General features: G+C 71.1%; 17 protein-coding genes and 1 tRNA gene. 8 read left to right on the top strand and 10 right to left on the bottom strand.

Annotated features, from left to right (window positions below; all coding sequences use genetic code 11):
- Positions 1 to 134 precede the first annotated feature (134 nt).
- On the bottom strand, positions 135 to 1061 hold the full coding sequence (gene mshD / locus AB8O64_RS21035; protein ID WP_370420648.1) for a mycothiol synthase: 927 nt from the start codon (positions 1059 to 1061) through the stop codon (positions 135 to 137).
- Positions 1062 to 1266: 205 nt separating this feature from the next.
- Here mshD and AB8O64_RS21030 point away from each other — a divergent pair, with 205 nt between their 5' ends.
- Positions 1267 to 3114, top strand: coding sequence for a bifunctional UDP-sugar hydrolase/5'-nucleotidase (locus AB8O64_RS21030; protein WP_370420647.1), 1848 nt, complete (start codon positions 1267 to 1269; stop codon positions 3112 to 3114).
- A 161-nt stretch (positions 3115 to 3275) separates the two neighbouring features.
- On the opposite strand, the gene AB8O64_RS21025 is transcribed toward AB8O64_RS21030, so the two are convergent.
- Positions 3276 to 3620: a DUF1876 domain-containing protein gene (locus tag AB8O64_RS21025; protein WP_370420645.1), complete on the bottom strand. Its 345-nt coding sequence runs from the start codon at positions 3618 to 3620 to the stop codon at positions 3276 to 3278.
- A 141-nt stretch (positions 3621 to 3761) separates the two neighbouring features.
- On the opposite strand from AB8O64_RS21025, the gene AB8O64_RS21020 reads away from it, so the two are divergent.
- Both AB8O64_RS21020 and cspE read left to right on the top strand, forming a co-directional pair.
- Positions 3762 to 4058: an RNA recognition motif domain-containing protein gene (locus AB8O64_RS21020; protein WP_370420644.1), complete on the top strand. Its 297-nt coding sequence runs from the start codon at positions 3762 to 3764 to the stop codon at positions 4056 to 4058.
- Positions 4059 to 4172: 114 nt separating this feature from the next.
- Positions 4173 to 4382 carry a transcription antiterminator/RNA stability regulator CspE gene (cspE, locus tag AB8O64_RS21015; RefSeq protein ID WP_370420643.1) on the top strand — a complete coding sequence of 70 codons (210 nt, stop codon included), beginning with the start codon at positions 4173 to 4175 and terminating at the stop codon, positions 4380 to 4382.
- A gap of 48 nt (positions 4383 to 4430) precedes the next feature.
- Here the strand turns inward: cspE and AB8O64_RS21010 are convergent, their stop codons facing one another.
- Entirely contained in the window at positions 4431 to 5285 is an 855-nt protein-coding gene (locus tag AB8O64_RS21010) for an NAD(P)H-binding protein (protein ID WP_370420642.1), read from the bottom strand.
- A 196-nt stretch (positions 5286 to 5481) separates the two neighbouring features.
- Here AB8O64_RS21010 and AB8O64_RS21005 point away from each other — a divergent pair, with 196 nt between their 5' ends.
- Complete coding sequence (locus AB8O64_RS21005) at positions 5482 to 6807, top strand: DUF2993 domain-containing protein (RefSeq protein WP_370420641.1); 1326 nt, start codon at positions 5482 to 5484, stop codon at positions 6805 to 6807.
- 66 nt (positions 6808 to 6873) lie between these two features.
- Positions 6874 to 6947 (top strand) — tRNA-Lys (locus tag AB8O64_RS21000).
- Between the two features lie 65 nt (positions 6948 to 7012).
- Here the strand turns inward: AB8O64_RS21000 and AB8O64_RS20995 are convergent.
- From AB8O64_RS20995 to AB8O64_RS20985, 3 genes are all read right to left on the bottom strand, one after another.
- Entirely contained in the window at positions 7013 to 8404 is a 1392-nt protein-coding gene (locus AB8O64_RS20995; protein WP_370420639.1) for a sensor histidine kinase, read from the bottom strand.
- A complete protein-coding gene (locus AB8O64_RS20990) occupies positions 8401 to 9138 on the bottom strand; it encodes a response regulator transcription factor (protein WP_365379959.1) in 738 nt (245 codons plus the stop codon). The genes AB8O64_RS20995 and AB8O64_RS20990 overlap by 4 nt, the downstream gene beginning before the upstream one ends.
- A gap of 109 nt (positions 9139 to 9247) precedes the next feature.
- Positions 9248 to 10411, bottom strand: coding sequence for a S1C family serine protease (locus AB8O64_RS20985; protein WP_370420637.1), 1164 nt, complete (start codon positions 10409 to 10411; stop codon positions 9248 to 9250).
- 196 nt (positions 10412 to 10607) lie between these two features.
- On the opposite strand from AB8O64_RS20985, the gene AB8O64_RS20980 reads away from it, so the two are divergent.
- From AB8O64_RS20980 to AB8O64_RS20970, 3 genes are all read left to right on the top strand, one after another.
- The gene (locus AB8O64_RS20980; RefSeq protein ID WP_370420636.1) at positions 10608 to 11042 is read left to right on the top strand and encodes an XRE family transcriptional regulator; all 435 of its coding nucleotides are present in this window, start codon (positions 10608 to 10610) and stop codon (positions 11040 to 11042) included.
- Between the two features lie 85 nt (positions 11043 to 11127).
- A complete protein-coding gene (locus AB8O64_RS20975) occupies positions 11128 to 11679 on the top strand; it encodes a hypothetical protein (RefSeq protein ID WP_370420634.1) in 552 nt (183 codons plus the stop codon).
- Positions 11676 to 12857 (top strand): MAB_1171c family putative transporter, encoded by a 1182-nt coding sequence (locus tag AB8O64_RS20970; protein WP_370420633.1) that lies wholly within the window; start codon positions 11676 to 11678, stop codon positions 12855 to 12857. Before AB8O64_RS20975 ends, AB8O64_RS20970 begins: the two co-directional genes overlap by 4 nt.
- Here AB8O64_RS20970 and AB8O64_RS20965 read toward each other — a convergent pair.
- From AB8O64_RS20965 to AB8O64_RS20950, 4 genes are read right to left on the bottom strand one after another with little or no spacing between them, the layout of a single operon-like run.
- Positions 12854 to 13318, bottom strand: a complete 465-nt coding sequence (locus AB8O64_RS20965) for a hypothetical protein (protein WP_370420631.1) — start codon at positions 13316 to 13318, stop codon at positions 12854 to 12856. The genes AB8O64_RS20970 and AB8O64_RS20965 overlap by 4 nt on opposite strands.
- A 40-nt stretch (positions 13319 to 13358) precedes the next feature.
- Positions 13359 to 14834: a phytoene desaturase family protein gene (locus tag AB8O64_RS20960; RefSeq protein ID WP_370420630.1), complete on the bottom strand. Its 1476-nt coding sequence runs from the start codon at positions 14832 to 14834 to the stop codon at positions 13359 to 13361.
- Positions 14831 to 16006: an ABC transporter permease gene (locus tag AB8O64_RS20955; protein WP_370420629.1), complete on the bottom strand. Its 1176-nt coding sequence runs from the start codon at positions 16004 to 16006 to the stop codon at positions 14831 to 14833. The genes AB8O64_RS20960 and AB8O64_RS20955 overlap by 4 nt, the downstream gene beginning before the upstream one ends.
- Positions 16003 to 16926: an ABC transporter ATP-binding protein gene (locus AB8O64_RS20950; RefSeq protein WP_370420627.1), complete on the bottom strand. Its 924-nt coding sequence runs from the start codon at positions 16924 to 16926 to the stop codon at positions 16003 to 16005. Before AB8O64_RS20950 ends, AB8O64_RS20955 begins: the two co-directional genes overlap by 4 nt.
- Between the last annotated feature and the right edge of the window lie 9 nt (positions 16927 to 16935).

Below are 16935 nucleotides of genomic sequence, written 5' to 3'. Positions count from 1 at the left end.
CACTACTTGATTAGTGAAAGGGTGATGGAAGGGTGGACCGGCTGTCAACCAGCGCCGGCAGGCGCGGACACGCGAAACCGCCCCCCAGGGCGACCCTGGAGGGCGGTTCGTGTACCTGCCGCGGAGCCGTGCGGTCAGCTCTCCGACCGGTACATCAGGTCCGTCTCGTAGACCTGGAAGCCGAGCCGTTCGTAGACGGTGACGGCGGGCTTGTTGTCCGCGTCGACGTAGAGCATGGCCGTCGGCAGGCCCTGGCCCGCCAGGTGCCGCAGCCCGATCGTGGTCAGCGCCCTGCCGAGGCCGCCGCCCTGCGCACCGGGCCGCACGCCCACCACGTACACCTCGCCGATGCCCTGGTCGGCGTGCACCTTCGTCCAGTGGAAGCCGACGATCTCGCCGTCCTTCTCGGCGAGGAAGAAGCCCTCCGGGTCGAACCAGCTCTGCGCCTTGCGGTCGTCCAGGTCCCGCTGGGTGAGGGAGCCCTGCTCGGGGTGGTGCGCGAACGCCGCGGCGTTCACCGCCAGCCACCGCTCGTCGTCCTCACCGGGCCGGAAGGTCCGTACGCTCACGCCTTCGGGCAGCACGGGCTCCGCCAGGTCGAGTCCGGCCAGCGGCCTGCGCATCTGGCGCAGCTCACGGAAGAGGCTCAGCCCGAGCACCTGCGCGAGGTGCCGGGCGGCCGGATGCCCGCCGTGCGCCCAGACCCGCAGCCGCTTGCCCGACTCGGCCAGCAGTGCCGTCCCGAGCGCCCGCCCGTGCCCGCGGCCGCGCCGGCCGGGACGGACGACCAGCTCGCCCGCCGGGGCCTCCACGGGGTCGCTGTCCTCCAGCTGGGCGTAGCCGACGAGTTCGTCGTCGGCGTCCCGCAGCAGCAGGTGCCGCACCCCCGGCCGTGCCCCTTCGAGCTGGAGCCGGCCCTGCTCGGAGACGGCCGGCTGGCCGTCGGCGTCGGCGGCCTCGGCCACCAACGACAGCACGTCCCGGACCAGCTCGGGCGTCAGCTCGACAAGGACCTCGATCGACCGGGGCCCGCCCGCGTCGTACACCACCACGTCACTCATGGCCTTGAGCCTACGACCCGCACGGGGGCTACCGCGGGTACGCCGTGGCGTGCCCCCGGCCGGTGGAGAACCGACGGCCCGAAGCTACCAATTCGTCACCTCAACCCTCCTGACGTGCTACGCGCGTTGACCGTAAGCTGCCGCCGACCCACCTGACGCGACATCTGACGCGACACCAGCACCACATCATTACAAAGGGGAACAAATGCCCGCGACGCCTCACGCGACGCCGCCACGGAAGCGCCTCGCCAGACGGCTGACCGCCACCGCGGCCGCGCTCGCCGCCACCGCCGGAGTGCTCTCCGCCGCCGCCCCGGCGGGCGCGGACAGCGCGGCGGCGGCCGACAGCGCGCAGAGCGGCAAGCAGCGCCACGGCCGCACGGTCGATGTGCAGCTGCTCTCCTTCAACGACCTGCACGGCAACCTGGAGGCCCCGCAGGGCTCCTCCGGCACCGTCACCGAGACGCAGCCCGACGGCACGAAGAAGGTCATACCGGCGGGTGGCGTCGAGTACCTCGCCAACTCGCTGCGCACGGCCCGCAAGGGTCACGAGTACTCGATCACCGCGGCCGCCGGCGACATGATCGGCGCGAGCCCGCTGATGACCGGCCTCTTCCACGACGAGCCGACCATCGAGGCGCTCAACAAGATCAAGCTGGACGCGAGCTCGGTGGGCAACCACGAGTTCGACGAGGGCCGCGCCGAGCTGCTGCGCATGCAGCGCGGCGGCTGCCACCCCAAGGAGGGCTGCTTCGAGAAGGGCAAGAAGTTCCGCGGCGCGGACTTCCCCTACCTCGCGGCGAACGTCACCGACGAGAAGACCGGCAAGCCGATCCTCAAGCCCTACACGGTCTGGAAGCACAAGGGCGTGAAGATCGGCATCATCGGTCTCACCCTCGAGGGCACCCCCGACGTCGTGACGGCCGAGGGCGTCAAGGGCCTCAAGTTCCACGACGAGGTCGAGACGATCAACAAGTACGCCAAGGAGCTCGACCGCCAGGGCGTGAAGTCCATCGTCACCCTCATCCACGAGGGCGGCATGCCGGCGTCCGGCTCGTACAACTACGACTGCGACACCCCGGGCGCGGGCGCGGGCATCTCCGGCCCCATCGTCGAGATCGCCAAGAAGGTGACCCCGAAGGTCGACGCCCTCGTCACCGGCCACACCCACCAGGCGTACGCCTGCACCATCCCCGACCCCTCGGGCGCGCCGCGCACGGTCACCTCGGCCGCCTCCTTCGGCCGGGTCTACACCGACACGACGCTGACCTACGACCGGCGGACGAAGGACATCGTCCGTACGAGCGTCAAGGGCCCCCGCGCCACGAACCACGTCGTGAACCGCGAGCAGCCCAAGGCCGCGGACATGACCCGGCTCATCGACCGCTGGAAGACCCTGGCGGCGCCGGTCGCCAACAAGCCGGTCGGCTACATCTCCGGCGACATCAACGGCCGCGGCTCGGAGGCGTACGAGAAGCCGCTCGGTGACCTGCTCACGGACGCCCAGCTGGAGGCGCTCGCCCCGGCCGACAAGGGCGGCGCGCAGATCGCGTTCATGAACCCCGGCGGCATCCGCTCGGACCTCGCCTTCAAGGCGTCGGGCGCCGAGGGCGACGGCGTCGTGACCTACGGCGAGGCGTTCACGGTCCAGCCGTTCACCAACATGATGAACGTCGTCGACCTCACCGGCGCCCAGGTCATCGCCGCCCTCCAGCAGCAGGTCAGCGGCCCGAACGAGCCGCAGCCGAAGATCCTCCAGGTGAGCCGGGGCCTGACCTACACGCTCGACCTCACCAAGCAGGGCGCGGACCGCGTCGTCGCGTCGTCGGTGAAGCTGAACGGCACCGCGATCGACCCGGGCAAGACCTACCGCGTCGCGATGAACGAGTTCCTCGCGGGCGGCGGCGACGGCTTCCCCGCCTTCAAGGAGGGCAAGAACAAGCTGGTGGGCGCGTCCGACCTCGACGCCTTCACCTCGTACCTCACCGCGCGCTCCTCGGCGGCCTCGCCGCTGGCCCCGCCGAAGGCGGACCGCATCACGATCGTGAAGTGACCTGACGTAGGAGTCTGCCGCTGCGGGCCGTCTGTGCCGCCTGCGGCGGCGAGCGCCCTGCGGGCGCGTCCTCAAACGCCGGACGGGCTGCATGTGCGGCCCGTCCGGCGTTTGAGGACACCGCCGCGCAGCGGAGGTGCGCACGCCACGGCCGGCCAGGCCTAGCGCAGCGTCTGCGCCTCCGCGTTGCCCTTCGCCGTGAGCTGCTGGGCGATGTCCATCAACGCGCGGCCGCCCGCGAGTTCCTCACCGATCCGGCGCTCGTCGGGGTCCGCGGGATTGCGCGTGGCATGGCCCTTGCCCCGCAGTTCCGTGTCGTCCCGCAACCGCAGCAGCGCGGCCGCCCGGGTGTGCGTCTCGTCCTCGTCGAACTCGACCTCGACATGCCAGCCCGCAACCTGCATGACCACTACCTCCACGACGATGCCCGACCGGGCACAAATCAGCCCGTATCCCCTTCCTTCCTCGTCCGGACCGAACACCAGCGCGCCCGCATCGAAGATCACCCATCCGGGGTCTGTCGCTTTTGTGAGGATGTTGTGGCCATGGCCGGAAAGGGGCCGGGGGCTCTTGTCCGTGCCCGGTGCGGCTGCGACGGTTCGGGTCGGTTCGGCGCAGCCGGCCGTCACAGCGAGGGAGAGTCGACCGTGTCGAAGAGGCTTTACGTGGGCAACTTGAGCTATCAGACGACGGAGGGCGATCTGACCGCGCTCTTCCAGGAGGCGGGCTCGGTGCAGAGCGTCAGCATCGTCACCGACCGCGACACGGGTCGCTCCAAGGGCTTCGCCTTCGTCGAGATGAGCGATACCGACGCGGCCAGGGCCGTCGAGCAGTTCAACGGCACGGAACTCAACGGACGCAGCCTCAACGTCAATGAGGCCCGGCCCCGTGAGGAGCGCCCGGGTGGCCGCGGCGGGTACGGCGGTGGCGGCCGCCGGGGTTGATCCCTCGCCGTCCGGCGGCCGGTCCCGGTGCCTCCAAGTCGGCCGGAAATCGCGCCCCTTCGGCTTCGCGGCGTGAGACGGTGATCACCGATCGCACCAACTGGAGGAATCGCGATGGCGAAGATCAAGGGCCAGGTCAAGTGGTTCAACGAGTCGAAGGGGTTCGGCTTCATCACCCCCGCCGACGGGTCCAAGGACGTCTTCGTCCACTTCTCGGCGATCCAGGGCAATGGCTTCAAGACACTCGCCGAGGGTCAGAACGTCGAGTTCGAGATCGAGAGCGGCCAGAAGGGCCCCTCCGCCGTGAACGTCACCGCGATCTAGCACTCAACAGACGCCCCGGGCGGCCTCGCGAGGCCGCCCGGAGGGCCGTCACCGGAAGTCGGCCACGTGGTCCCGCGCCCACTGCTCGAAGGAACGGGCGGGGTGGCCCGTCACCCGCTGGACGGCGTCCGTGACCAGCGCCTCATGGCCGACCGAGGCCCCGAAGTACCGGATGATGTCCTCGGCGGCGACCCTCGGGGCTCCGGCCCGCTCCATGGCGGCGACGGCCTCCTCGAAGGAGACTTCCTCGAAACGCACCTCCGGGCGGCCGAGGGCGGCTCCGATGGCGTCGACCTGCTCCGCGATCGTCAACCCCGCCGGGCCGGTCACCACATAGGCCTGGCCGAGGTGCGCGCCCGTCGTGTCCAGCAGGGCCGCGGCGGCGATGTCCGCGAGATCCGCCTCGTGCACGGGGGACCCGACGGCTCCGGCGTAGGCACCGCGCACGACCCCCTCGCCGCGGATCTGCTCCGCCCACTGCAAGGCGTTCGTGGCGTACATGCCGCCGCGCACGAAGGTCCACTCCAGCCCCGAGTCGCGGATCGCGCGCTCGGCTGCCGCGTGGGCGCGTGCGATGAAGCCCTCCTCGTCGGCGGGGGTATCGGTCACGGACATCGACGAGTTGAAGACGATCCGCCGCACTCCGGCCTTCGCCGCCGCCTCGATCAGGCCGCCCGCCTCCAGGCCCGTGGCGGCGATGTTGAGGAACAGCGCCCGCGCTCCCGTGAAGAGCCCGTCCGGCTCGGCCCCACCGGCCAGATCGGCCCGCACCACCTCGACACCCGTCGGCAGCCCCGCCCGCTCGGGGTCACGGCTCACCGCCCGTACGCCGACGCCTGCCGCCACCAGCCGGTCCACCAGCTCGCGGCCGATGTTTCCGGTCGCTCCCGTCACCACGATCATGGGTAGGTTCTCCCGTCAGGTCGGTCATGAGATAAACGGAACTCGCCGGTCGGGCGCGTGCCATACGGCCACGCTAATCGGCCGGATCACCGTGGGCGAAAACACATCGGCTCAACGGCCGGAAATAGCGCAGGATTTACGCGTAACCGGCAGTAGGCCTTGCGTCCGAGGGCCTCACGCGTGGTGGGATGTGGTGATGCGAACCCCCACGCGCATACCTGACCGTCCCCCCAATCCCTATGACGAACTCGCTTCCCTGGCCGATCCGGAAGAGACGCTGGAAGAGATTCCGGTCCCCGTCGGTGTCCCCCACGACCCGGCTGCCGAGACCGACGACGACACCTGCACCACCCCCGGCCCGGTCGAGGACGACCCCCTCGGCCTGGGGCTGAAGTACGACGACCCGAATGACCGACTCGGCGAGGAATCCGCCGAGGAAGAGGCCTGGTCGCCGCCCGACCACCGCCGTGCCGGGCGCTCCCGCTCGCGCCGTCGCCGCCGTCGCTTCTCCGCCGTGCCCCGCACCGCCAAGCTGCTGTTCGGCGTCGTGGCCTGCGCCGCGTTCCTGGCGCTCGCCGACCGCTGCGCGGTGATGTACGCGGAGAAGAAGGCGCAGCAGACGCTCCAGCGCCAACTCCGTCTGGAAGCCGCTCCCCAGGTCGACATCCACGGCTTTCCCTTTCTCACCCAGGTCTTCGCCAAACGCCTCTCGCGGGTCGATGTGACCGTGCCGGACGTCGCGGCGGACCGGGTGTCGCTGGCGAAAGTGAAGGCGAGCGCCCAGGACGTCCGGCTGACCGGGAATCTCCCGGCCGATGTGCGCGGTGCCGTCATCGGAAATCTGGACGGCGAGGTGCTGCTGGCCTTCGACGATCTGAACCGGGAACTCGGCGCCTCGCAGGTCAGATTCAGTGACCACGGCGACAATTCGATTCGCGCGGTCGGTAAGTTGTCCGTCGCCGGTGAGGAGTTGCGCGTACGGGCGCAGGCGCGGCTGCGGCGGGACGGCGACCGCGGGATCTCCACCGACATCGACGGCATGAGCGTCGACATTCCCCGTGTCGCCACCTACCGCCCGGGCAAGGACAAGGGGCTCGTCCTGCACCGCGAGACGGCCGACCGCATCAGCCGGGACGCCGCGCGGGCGAAGGCACTGCTGTCGGTGCCCGCCGTGGCCGAGCGGCTCGGGGTGCCGAAGGAGGCCGCCGCCCTCGCGCTGCGCGACGAGGACCGGCTGCGCGAGATCACGGGCGCGCCCCGGTTCGTGGAGCGGCTGATGCGGGTGAACCTGGTCGACGTCGTGGTCGACCACCCCTGGCTGCTGAAGCGGATCGGCATCGACCCGAAGTTGGTCACGGCCCTGATGGGGCTGCGCCCGCCCGAGCTGTCCGACCGGCTCTCGCTCTCCTTCCAGCTGCCGAAGCAGGCGAAGGATCTGCATCTGCGGCATGTGACGGTCGAGCGGGACGGCATCCGGGCGGATCTGACCGGCGTGGAACTGCCCATCGGCAAGGGCCGGTAGCGGCCCGGCCGCTCTGGCCCGTCGGCCACTTTTTACCCCCGGGACCGATCATGTAATATTCATTCCGCGCCGCTAGCTCAGTTGGTTAGAGCGGCTGACTCTTAATCAGCAGGTCCGGGGTTCGAGTCCCTGGTGGCGCACGGAACGAGGAAGGCCCCCACCGATGGTGGGGGCCTTCCTCGCGTCGCCGTCCCGGACCCGACCGCTACGGGAACACCTGCGGGGGCGCCGTCGGCGCGCCCGGCAGCCGTACGGACGCCACCGTGCCGCCGCCCTCCGCCGCGCGCAGCGTCACCTCGCCGCCCGCCTGCCGCACCGTGCGGGCCACGATCGACAGGCCCAGGCCACTGCCCGGCAGGCTGCGGGCGGTGGGCGAGCGCCAGAAGCGGTCGAAGACGTGCGGCAATTCCTCGGCCGCGATGCCCGGGCCGTGGTCGCGCACGGTCAGTTCCCCGCCTGCCAGCCGGACCTCGATGCCGCCGCCCGGCGGGCTGAACTTGACCGCGTTGTCGAGCAGATTGACCAGCGCCCGCTCCAGCGCGGCGGGCTCCGCACGGACGAACCACGGATCCAGCTCCGCCGTGATCGTCAGCCCCACCCCGCGCAGCCGGGCCCGGCCGACCGCCCGCCCGGCGATGTCGTGCAGGGCCAGCACCTGCACCGGGCCGCCGGGGGCGCCGTCCGGGCGGGACAGCTCCTGGAGGTCGCCGATCAGTGCGGCCAGCTCCGTCATCTGCGCCTTCACGCTCGCCAGCAGCTCCTTGCGGTCCTCCGGCGGGATCGCCCGGCCCGTGTCCTCGCTGCGCGCGAGCAGATCGATATTGGTGCGCAGCGAGGTCAGCGGTGTGCGCAGCTCGTGCCCGGCGTCCGCGATCAGCTGCTGCTGGCGGTCGCGGGAGGAGGCGAGGGCGGCGGTCATGGAGTTGAAGGAGCGCGAGAGACGGGCGATCTCGTCCTCGCCCTCGACGGGGATGCGCACCGCCAGGTCCTCGGTGCGGGCGATGTGCTCGACCGCGCCCGTCAGCCGGTCCACGGGCCGCAGCCCGGCGCGGGCGATCCACAGACCGGCCGTCGCCGCGCCCAGCACCCCCACCCCGGCGGTGATCACCAGCAGCAGCGCGAGGGTGTTGAGCGGTTTCTCGGTCTCGCTCAGCGGCTGGGCGATGGACACGGCGGTGTTCGGCAGTGGGCCCGCGGAGGTCGCGACGCGCATGCGCGTGCCGTCCTTGGCGGTCGCGTTGTGCAGCGTGTCCGACAGCCGCCCCTGGGCGACGGCCAGATCGGCGTCGTCGACCTGGACCGGGGACTTGCCGAGCGTGGTGCAGACCAGCCCGCCGGCGGTGACGATCTGCACGGTGTACGAACCGGGCGGCGCCGGCACGCCGGTGGGGTTGGCGTCACAGGTGCGCAGCAGCCCGCTGAGGTAGTCCTTGTCAGCCCGGGCGCTGGTCAGCGTCTCGTCGCGCTGGTGCCCGAGCTGCTGCTTGGTGACGAGCCAGCACGCGCCCGCGGCGAGTGCCACGGCGACGGCGACGGCCACCGCCGTCAGCAGGGCGAGCCGGGAGCGCAGGGGCAGCCGGCCGAACCTTCGGATCACTCGGCGCCGCCGTCGGCCCGCAGGACGTACCCGACGCCCCGCACGGTGTGCACGAGACGCGGCTCGCCGCCTGCCTCGGTCTTGCGGCGCAGGTACATCACGTACACGTCCAGGGAGTTGGAGCTCGGTTCGAACTCGAAGCCCCACACCGACTTGAGGATCTGCTCACGGGTGAGCACCTGCCGGGGGTGGGTGAGGAACAGCTCCAGCAGCGTGAATTCCGTCCGGGTCAGCTCCACCGCCCGCCCGCCGCGGGTCACCTCGCGGGTCGCGAGGTCCATCCGCAGGTCGGCGAAGGTGAGGGCGTGCTCGTCGGCCGGCGCCGGGCCGCCGGCGGCCGCGTAGGAGCTGCGGCGCAGCAGGGCGCGGATGCGGGCCAGCAGCTCGTCCAGCTCGAAGGGTTTGACGAGGTAGTCGTCGGCGCCCGCGTCGAGGCCCGTGACGCGGTCGCCGATGGTGTCCCGGGCGGTGAGCATCAGGATCGGCACGGTGGTCCCGGCGGCACGCAGCCGCCGGGCGGCCGTCAGCCCGTCCATGCGGGGCATGAGGACGTCCAGCACGATCAGCTCGGGGTCGTACGCGTCGACCTTGTCGAGGGCGTCGAGGCCGTCGACGGCGAGCTCGGTGCCGTAGCCCTCGAAGGCGAGGCTGCGGCGCAGCGCCTCACGGACGGCGGGTTCGTCGTCCACGATCAGGATGCGGGCGGGCTGGTCGCCGTGCTCGGCGGGGCTCATCGCGGGTACCTCACGGGGTTCACGGGTCACTGAGGGGATGCGGAACGGGGGGCGTGCCGCACCCCCTCAGCGTGGCACGGCGGCGGGGCGCCGCCGTCACGCGACGCCATCACTCGCCGCTGCCGCCGGCGCGCAGCTTGGTGAGGTCCGCCTTGACGTCGTTGATGGGGATGGCGAAGCCGAGGCCGACGCTGCCGGCGGAGTCACCGCCGCCGGCGCCCGACCCGGAGGCGTACATCGCGGAGTTGATGCCGATGATCTGGCCGCTCATGTTGATGAGGGCGCCGCCGGAGTTACCGGGGTTGAGCGAGGCGTCCGTCTGGATGGCCTTGTACGTGGTCTTGGACGAGCCCGTGTCGCCGTTGTACTGGTTGCCGCCGAACTCGAAGGGCCACTGGGGGATGCCGCGGTCCTGCCGGTCCTGGCCGCCCTGCCCCTGGCCCTGCTCCTTCGAGACGGTGACGTCGCGGTTCAGGGCGGAGACGATGCCGCTGGTGACCGTACCGGTCAGGCCCTCGGGCGAACCGATGGCGACGACCTCGTCGCCGACCTGCACCTTGCCGGAGTCGCCGAGCTGGGCGGCCTTCAGAGAGCCGGCGCCCTCGACCTTGATGAGGGCGAGGTCCTTGCCGGGGTCGGTGCCGACGACCTTGGCGGTCCTGGTGGTGCCGTCGCTGAGGTTGACCTTCACGGTGTCGGAGCCGGCGACGACGTGGTTGTTGGTGACGATCTCGCCGTCACTCGTGATGATCACGCCGGATCCGGTGGACTGGCCGGAGGAGGTGGCGGCCTTGATCTCCACGATGCTGGGCTTCAGGGCCTTGGCGACGGCGGAGACGCCGCTGCTCTTGGAGGCCACGTTCCGCACGGGCGTCGACTGCCCGCCGCCGCCCGACCCGTCGGTCAGCTCCCCGACGAGCGCGGCCGAGCCGCCGCCGACGACCGCCGCGACGATGGCGCAGGCGGCCAGCAGTGCCACGGGCCGGCGGGCACGCGGGGCGGCATGCCCGGCGGGCGGGCCACCGGCGGGGGCGTGCGCCGCGAAGCCGGCGTAGCCGCCACCGCTGCCCCCGCCGTACGCGGCCCCTGCTTCCGGGCCGTGCGAGTCGTACGAGCCGTAGGGGTCACCGCCGCCCGGCCGGACGGTGACGCCGCTCGCGGTGACGACCGGCGGCTGCGGCGCGTACGCCGGAGGGGTCGGGTAGGCCCCGGGCTGCTGCTCGGTGCGGGGGTCAGGGTCCTGGTCGCCGCTGCGGCGGTGCGTCTCCGTCATGGGTACGACTCTCCTCCGCCTTCATGAGAACTGTCTGAGCGCGGCGTAAGAAGCCCGGCAGAAGTCGGTATGCCCGGTATAAGGACGGCAGGAAGGTGAGCCGCCCCACCCGGGAAGGACTCCCCATTTTAGAATTCTTTCGTTTCCGCAGGGAAATAGGGTGGGCGGGACGAGGCGAGCTGAAGGGAAGCGGGACATGACGGATGCCGACGGCGGCCGCTGGGCGGGGGGCGCGTCGCTGCCCGACAAGCTGGACCGGCTCGTCGCCATGGTCACCCCCGACGGCGAGACGCCGCACTACAAGGAGATCGCCCGGTCGATCAACGAGGCCGCGGGCGAGCGCGTCATCTCCTCCAGCTACATCTGGAAGCTGCACAAGGGTGAGGCGACCAACCCGCGACTGCGGCATCTGGAAGTCCTCGCCCAGTACTTCGACGTACCGACGGAGTACTTCCTCAACGACGACGTCGCCGACCGCGTGGACGAACAGCTCAAGCTGCTGAGCCTCCTGAAGACGGGAGCGGTCCGCAATCTCGCGCTGCGAGTGGGCGAGCTCTCGCCGGAAAGCCTCCGCACGATCAACGGAATGATCGATCGGCTACACGCCCTGGAACGGCCGGATCGGGACTGATCTTCCGCGCTCCCCCGCATAGACTGTCCGGGTCTGTCCGTCGTGGGGGCGAGGGCCGGCGACGTGGGAAATCGAGGGGGATTCGGTGCGCGTACCGCGGCGGTGTCCGACAGCCCGCAAGGAGCTACGTCGGGTCCGGCAGCGCTGCGAAAGCGTCCTGGACGCCCTGGATCTCCCGCGGCCCTTCACGATGAACGCCCTTCTGGACCACCTGTCCCGCCGACGTGACCGACCCGTCGTGGTGCAGCCGTTGCCGGGCGTAGGCGGGCCCGGCGCGCCCTGCGGACTGTGGCTCGCCACCGGGACCACCGACTACATCTGCTTCGAGCCGAGCACCTCGCCGCTGCACCGGGAGCAGATCATCTTCCACGAGTGCGCGCACGTGCTGTTCGGACACCGGCTGGGAGCCGATCTGCCCGGCATCGGGGAGCTGCTGCCCGACCTCGGCCCGTCATTGATCAGGCGCGCGCTGGGCCGCACCACGTACACGAACACACAGGAAGCGGAGGCGGAGATGCTCGCTTCGCTCCTGTCCCTGCACAGCACGGGGCACACCACGCGCGCACCCGACGCGGACGACGACATGGCCGCCCGCGTCGTCGACAGCGTCCGCCGGCTCCTGCGGGGCGGGCCGTGAACGGCGTCCTCCGGACAGCGGACGTGGTCCTGCTGTGGACCGTGGCACTCCTGCGGTCGCCGGGCGCGTGGAGATCCACCGCTCCCCGCTCGCTGTGGGGCTTCTTCTTCGCTCTGGCCGCCGCTTTCACCCTGCGCGTCACCCCGGCCCGGGGTCTGGTGGAGGACGCCACCGGGATCCATAACCTGACGCTCCTGCTGATGCACGTCATGGGCGTCGTCGCGGTCGGCTTCCTCTCCCACTGGGTGTTCCTGATGCTCTTCGGCGAGCGTGTCGGCGCCGCCGTCCACCGCGCCGTCGCCGGCCTCACCGTGCTCGTCGCGGCGGTCGTCCTCGGTATCTTCTGGCTGTCCTTCGACGACATCACCCAGGCGGACCCGCTCCTCCCCCACCGCCCCGGCAACGGCGGCATCGCCGCTTATCTGGCGGTTTGGTACGTATGTCTGGGCGTCGGCATGACCGCAGCCGCCTGGGTGTTCACCTCCGCCTGCCGGCGCTCCGCGGTGGCGGTCGTGCGCACCGGCCTGGCCATGAGCGGCGCGGGCTGCGCCCTGAGCGGCGCCTACTGCGCGGTGCGCCTGCTGGGCCTGACGGGCGACTGGGAGGTAGGAGACCTCGACGCCGAGCTGTCCGTGGAGGACAGCGTCGTGGCCATGCAGTTCCTGGCCGTCTTCCTGCTCCTCGTGGGCAGCTCGCTCCCGGTCATCGGCTCCCTGAAGCGGTACGCGGTGCAATACCGCCGACTGCATCAGCTGCGACCGCTGTGGCTGTCACTGACCGCCGCCGTCCCCGATGTCGTCCTCGGCCCACCGCCCCGGCTGCGCGACGACCTCCTCCCGGGTGGGAACCTGCCCCTGCGGCTGCACCGACGGGTGATCGAGATCCTCGACGCCGAGCTGGTGCTGCGTGCCCACGCGCCACGGGGCCTGCGGGACCGCGCCCTGGCCGCGGCGGCCGAGGCCGGGCTGCGGGAGCCGGAGCGACAGGCCGCGGCCGAGGCCTTCTGGCTTGGCTCGGCAGTCGAGGCCAAGCGGGCAGGGCGGCGCCCCGCCAGCGCCGACGGCCCCGGCCTCACGGTCGACCGGGGGGCGGTCGAGGCGGACTGGCTGGCGCGGGTCAGCGCTGCCTACCGCTCCCCCGCCATGTGCGCCGTCGGCGACCTGGCCAACCCTGACTAGCGGGCCTGCTTGACAGGCCACGCGGTCATGGACTCCCGGGGCCCGCAGTTCTTGGTGTCCTTGTCGCCCTTACAGACGAACAGGTCACCGGTGGTGGTGAAGCTGTAGTTCGGCCACGTGTAGTCGATCGACTTGATGCCGGCGCCACAGAGCGTGGCGTGCTTGAACGGGGGCCCGGGGACGAGGTCGAGGTTCCACTGGACCCACACCGAATAGCACTCTTTGCCGGTGTTCTTGAACTCACCCTTGATCTTGAGGTCGGGGAAAATGCCGGAGCCTTTCTCCGTCCACCGGGTGCCCGACGCGGTGGCCGTCCCGTGCTGCGCCGCCCACGGGACACCCTTGACGGCGGTGAGGGCGCCCGCTGCCTCGGCGGCCGTGGCGGTCTGCTGGGTGAGGCCGAGGAGTGAGACGGCGAAGGCCAGGGCCGCTGCACCGTAGGAGAGTCTGTGTATGCGCATCGTGCTGATTCCCTTGTCTCGTCAGTCGGCGGTCGGTCGTTCAGTGGTCTGCGGGTGCGGGCCGCGGCGCCAGCGACGGTGGGGTGCGGATGCCGAACTCGCGGCGCAGCGCCGATAGGGCCGCCAAGTAACCGGACATGCCGTGGACACCCGGCCCGGGCGGGGTGGCCGCCGAGCACAGGTACACGCCGGGCAGCGGCGTGCGGTACGGGTCGAGGCGCGGGACGGGCCGCAGGAGGCCCTGGGTGAGGTTCAGCGCGCCGGTGTTGATGTCCCCGCCCACGTAGTTGGGGTTGTAGGCCTCGTAGTCCCGCCCGCTGATGCCACGCTCGGCGATGATGGTGTCGGTAAAGCCCGGTGCGTAGCGTTCGATGCGGGACCGGACCAGCTCGACCGGGTCCCGGTCGTCGCCGTTGGGCACGTGGGCGTAGGCCCAGACGGGTCGCCTGCCGGGGCGGGCACGGCCGGGGTCGGCGGCCGTGGGGTCGACGACGAGTACGAACGGCTCATCGGTCGGGATGCCGCTCGCGGTCAGGGTCTCCTGGCGGAACATTTGTGCCTGGGTGCCGCCGAGGTGCACCGTCCCGGCCCTGGAGACGGCTGGGTTGGCCCAGGGGATCGGTTCGGAGACCAGGAAGTCGGCCTTGGCTGCGGCCGGCCCGTGGCGGTAGCGGGCCAAGGCGCGCGCGTAGCGGACGGGCAGTCGGCTGCCCGCGATACGCGCGAGGCCCTTGGGAGCGGTGTCAAGGAAGACCGTGCGCGCCCGACCCAGCTCCCGCAGGTCGTTGATGCGGGCCCCGGTGTGGATCACTCCGCCGTGGGAGGTGATGTCGGCGGCCAGCGCCTCGGCGATCCGGGCGCTGCCGCCGCGTGGGACGGGCCAGCCGGTGCCGTGCGCGAGGTGGCCCAGCAGCAGGGCTATCGCAGCGGAGGGCAGGGTCGGCAGTCTCCCGACGGCATGCGCGGCGACCCCCGTCAGCAGCGCCCTGGCCCGTTCCGTAGTGAACTGCTGGGAGGCGAGCGGGCCGCCGTGGGCGAGCACCCGGGGCGCGAGCAAGACCGGTGCGACGAGGTCGCCGGGCACGCCACGCTGTCCGGACAGGAGCAGGTCTACGACACCTTCGCTGTGGGCCAGCAGAGGGCTCATGAGCCGCCGCCAGCGGGCCCCGTCGGCGCCGAGGTGCGCGCAGGTAGCGGTCAGGTCGTGGTGGGCGAGGGCCGCGTCGCCCCCGTCGAGGGGGTGCGCGTAGCTGATCTCGGGGCGCAGAAAATCGACGCCCCGGGCAGCGAGGTCGAACTCGCGCAAGAACCGCGAGGCCGGGGCCATCGGGTGCACGGCCGAGCAGATGTCGTGCACCACATCGGCGTCGAAAAGGGCCTCCGTACGCAGCCCACCGCCGATGGTGTCGGCGCCCTCGTACAGCTCGACACGCAACCCGGCGCGGGCCAGGGTCACCGCGGCGGCCAGGCCGTTGGGCCCGGTGCCGACGATCGCGGCATCGGGTGCGGCGCTCATGAGGCCAGCGCCTGACGCCAGCGCAGGGTGGCCCCGACGTGCAGCACCGAACGGCGGTAGACCCGCCCGGCCACCCAGGCGGCGACCGCCGTGGCGAGAAGCATCAGGGCGGCGGCAAAGAGCTGCTGCCAGATGGTGACTTCGTGGACGCTCACTTCGAGCGGCATCAGCAGACCGGAGAAGGGCGGGATGTAGCGGATGACAGTGACCCAGGGAGCCGCGAGGTCCTGCGCCGCGGCGATCACCACGCCCAACGGGAGCATCGTGGTCATCATGACGGGCATGAGGACGGACTGGAGGTCCTCCGGCCGGGAGACCAGCGATCCGGCGGCGGCGTAGAAGAAGGCGAAGAGGAAGAAGCCGAGGACGAACCAGACCAGGGCCGCGACGATCGCCCCGGTGCCCGGGAAGGACACCGCGTCGACGTTGCCCAGCCGCCCGGCCAGCACGACGGCCAGCCCCAGCGCGGCGGTCTGCCCGATGGCGGAGATGCCGATGCCGACCACCTTCCCGACCATCAGCCGTAGCGGGGTGAGCGTGGAGAGCAGTACCTCGACGACGCGGGTGGCCTTCTCCTCGACGACGCCCTGCGCGACGACCATGCCGGCACTGAAGATCTGGAAGAACAGCACGGCGGTGACGATGATGGCGGCGCCCAGGGAATCGCTGTCGCTCGCGGTCCCGCTGACGGCGACCACCCTGGGCTCTGCCGCGGCCACCCGCCCGGCCAATCGGCGGGTGTCCACACCCTGTTCCTTCAGAGCGTGCTGCGTCGCCCAGCCGCGGACGAGCGTGAGAGCCTGCGTCCGTACGCTGTCGGGGGTGTTGCCGCGGACCATCATCTCGGTGGAACCGTCGGCGCGGACGACGATCGCCGCGTCGACGGTGTCGTCGTGGGTCTGACGACGGGCGGTGTCCGCGTCGGCCACCTGGTGGATTTCATATCCGTCGGGAGCCGTGCCGAAGGCGGCGACCGGGGCACCGGTGACGGCCAGGTCGTGACCGCCCGAGGAGCCTCCGCCCACCGAGAACATGATCCCCACCACCGCGATGACCGTGAAGAGAATCCCGGTGACATAGCCCTTGGAAGCCATGCGGGATTCCACTTCGCGGGCGATGACCAGGCCGACCGAGCGCCACGCGCCGGCACGTCGTGAGGTGTCGGGCTTCACTCGGTAGTCCTTTCGCCGTCGAGGTCCGGGTCGGCGACCAGGGAGCGGAACATCTGGGTGAGGGTGGGCTGTTGGCGCCGGAAGGCCCGCACTCTCCCGGCGGCCATGGCCGCTTCCAGCAAGAGGTGTTCGTGGACGCCGTCGGCGAGTTCGACCAGCAGCCCCTCATCCAGGGGATGAGCCGTCCGCACGCCGTCGACCTCCGCGAGCCACCCGGGCGGTGCGCCCTCGACCTCCACGTACAACGAGTTCCGCTCGTCCGAGCGCAGTTCCTCGACGGTCCCGGAGGCGACCAGGGTGCCGGCCCGGACGACGCCGACGCGGTGGCAGAGGCGTTCCACGAGGTCCAGTTGATGGCTGGAGAAGAGCACGGGTACGCCCGCGGCCGCCGTCTCCTTCAGTACCTCGCTCATGTCGTCCACCGCGAGGGGGTCCAGCCCGGAGAACGGCTCGTCCAGGATCAGCAGGCACGGGTCGTGGACGAGGGCGGCGGCCAGTTGGACGCGCTGCTGGTTGCCCAGGCTGAGCTCGTCGACGAGGCGGTCGCGGTGCTGCGCGATGTTGAGCCGCTCGGTCCAGCGTTCCATGACCGAAACGGCCGCGTCGCGGGAGTGGCCGTGCAGTCTGGCGAGATAGACCAATTGCTTGGCGACGGTCATCTTGGGATACAGGCCGCGTTCTTCCGGCATGTATCCGAATACGGACGCGATGGCTGGGGTGACTGGCTCACCTCCCCAGCTGACGGTACCTGAATCAGCAGAGAGCACACCGACCGCAATGCGCATCGTGGTCGACTTACCGGCGCCGTTGCTGCCGACGAAACCGAATATCTCCCCGGCCGGCACCGTGAAGGACATTTCGTTCAGCGCGAGGTGGTCGCCGTAACGCTTGGATATGGAATCGATGGCGAGTGCCGTCATGGCTGGGAG

Source organism: Streptomyces sp. QH1-20 (assembly GCF_041283565.1).
Classification (GTDB): Bacteria; Actinomycetota; Actinomycetes; order Streptomycetales; family Streptomycetaceae; genus Streptomyces; species Streptomyces syringius.
Note: the sequence above shows the minus strand (reverse complement) of the source record. Positions and strands in the feature narration are given on the sequence as shown.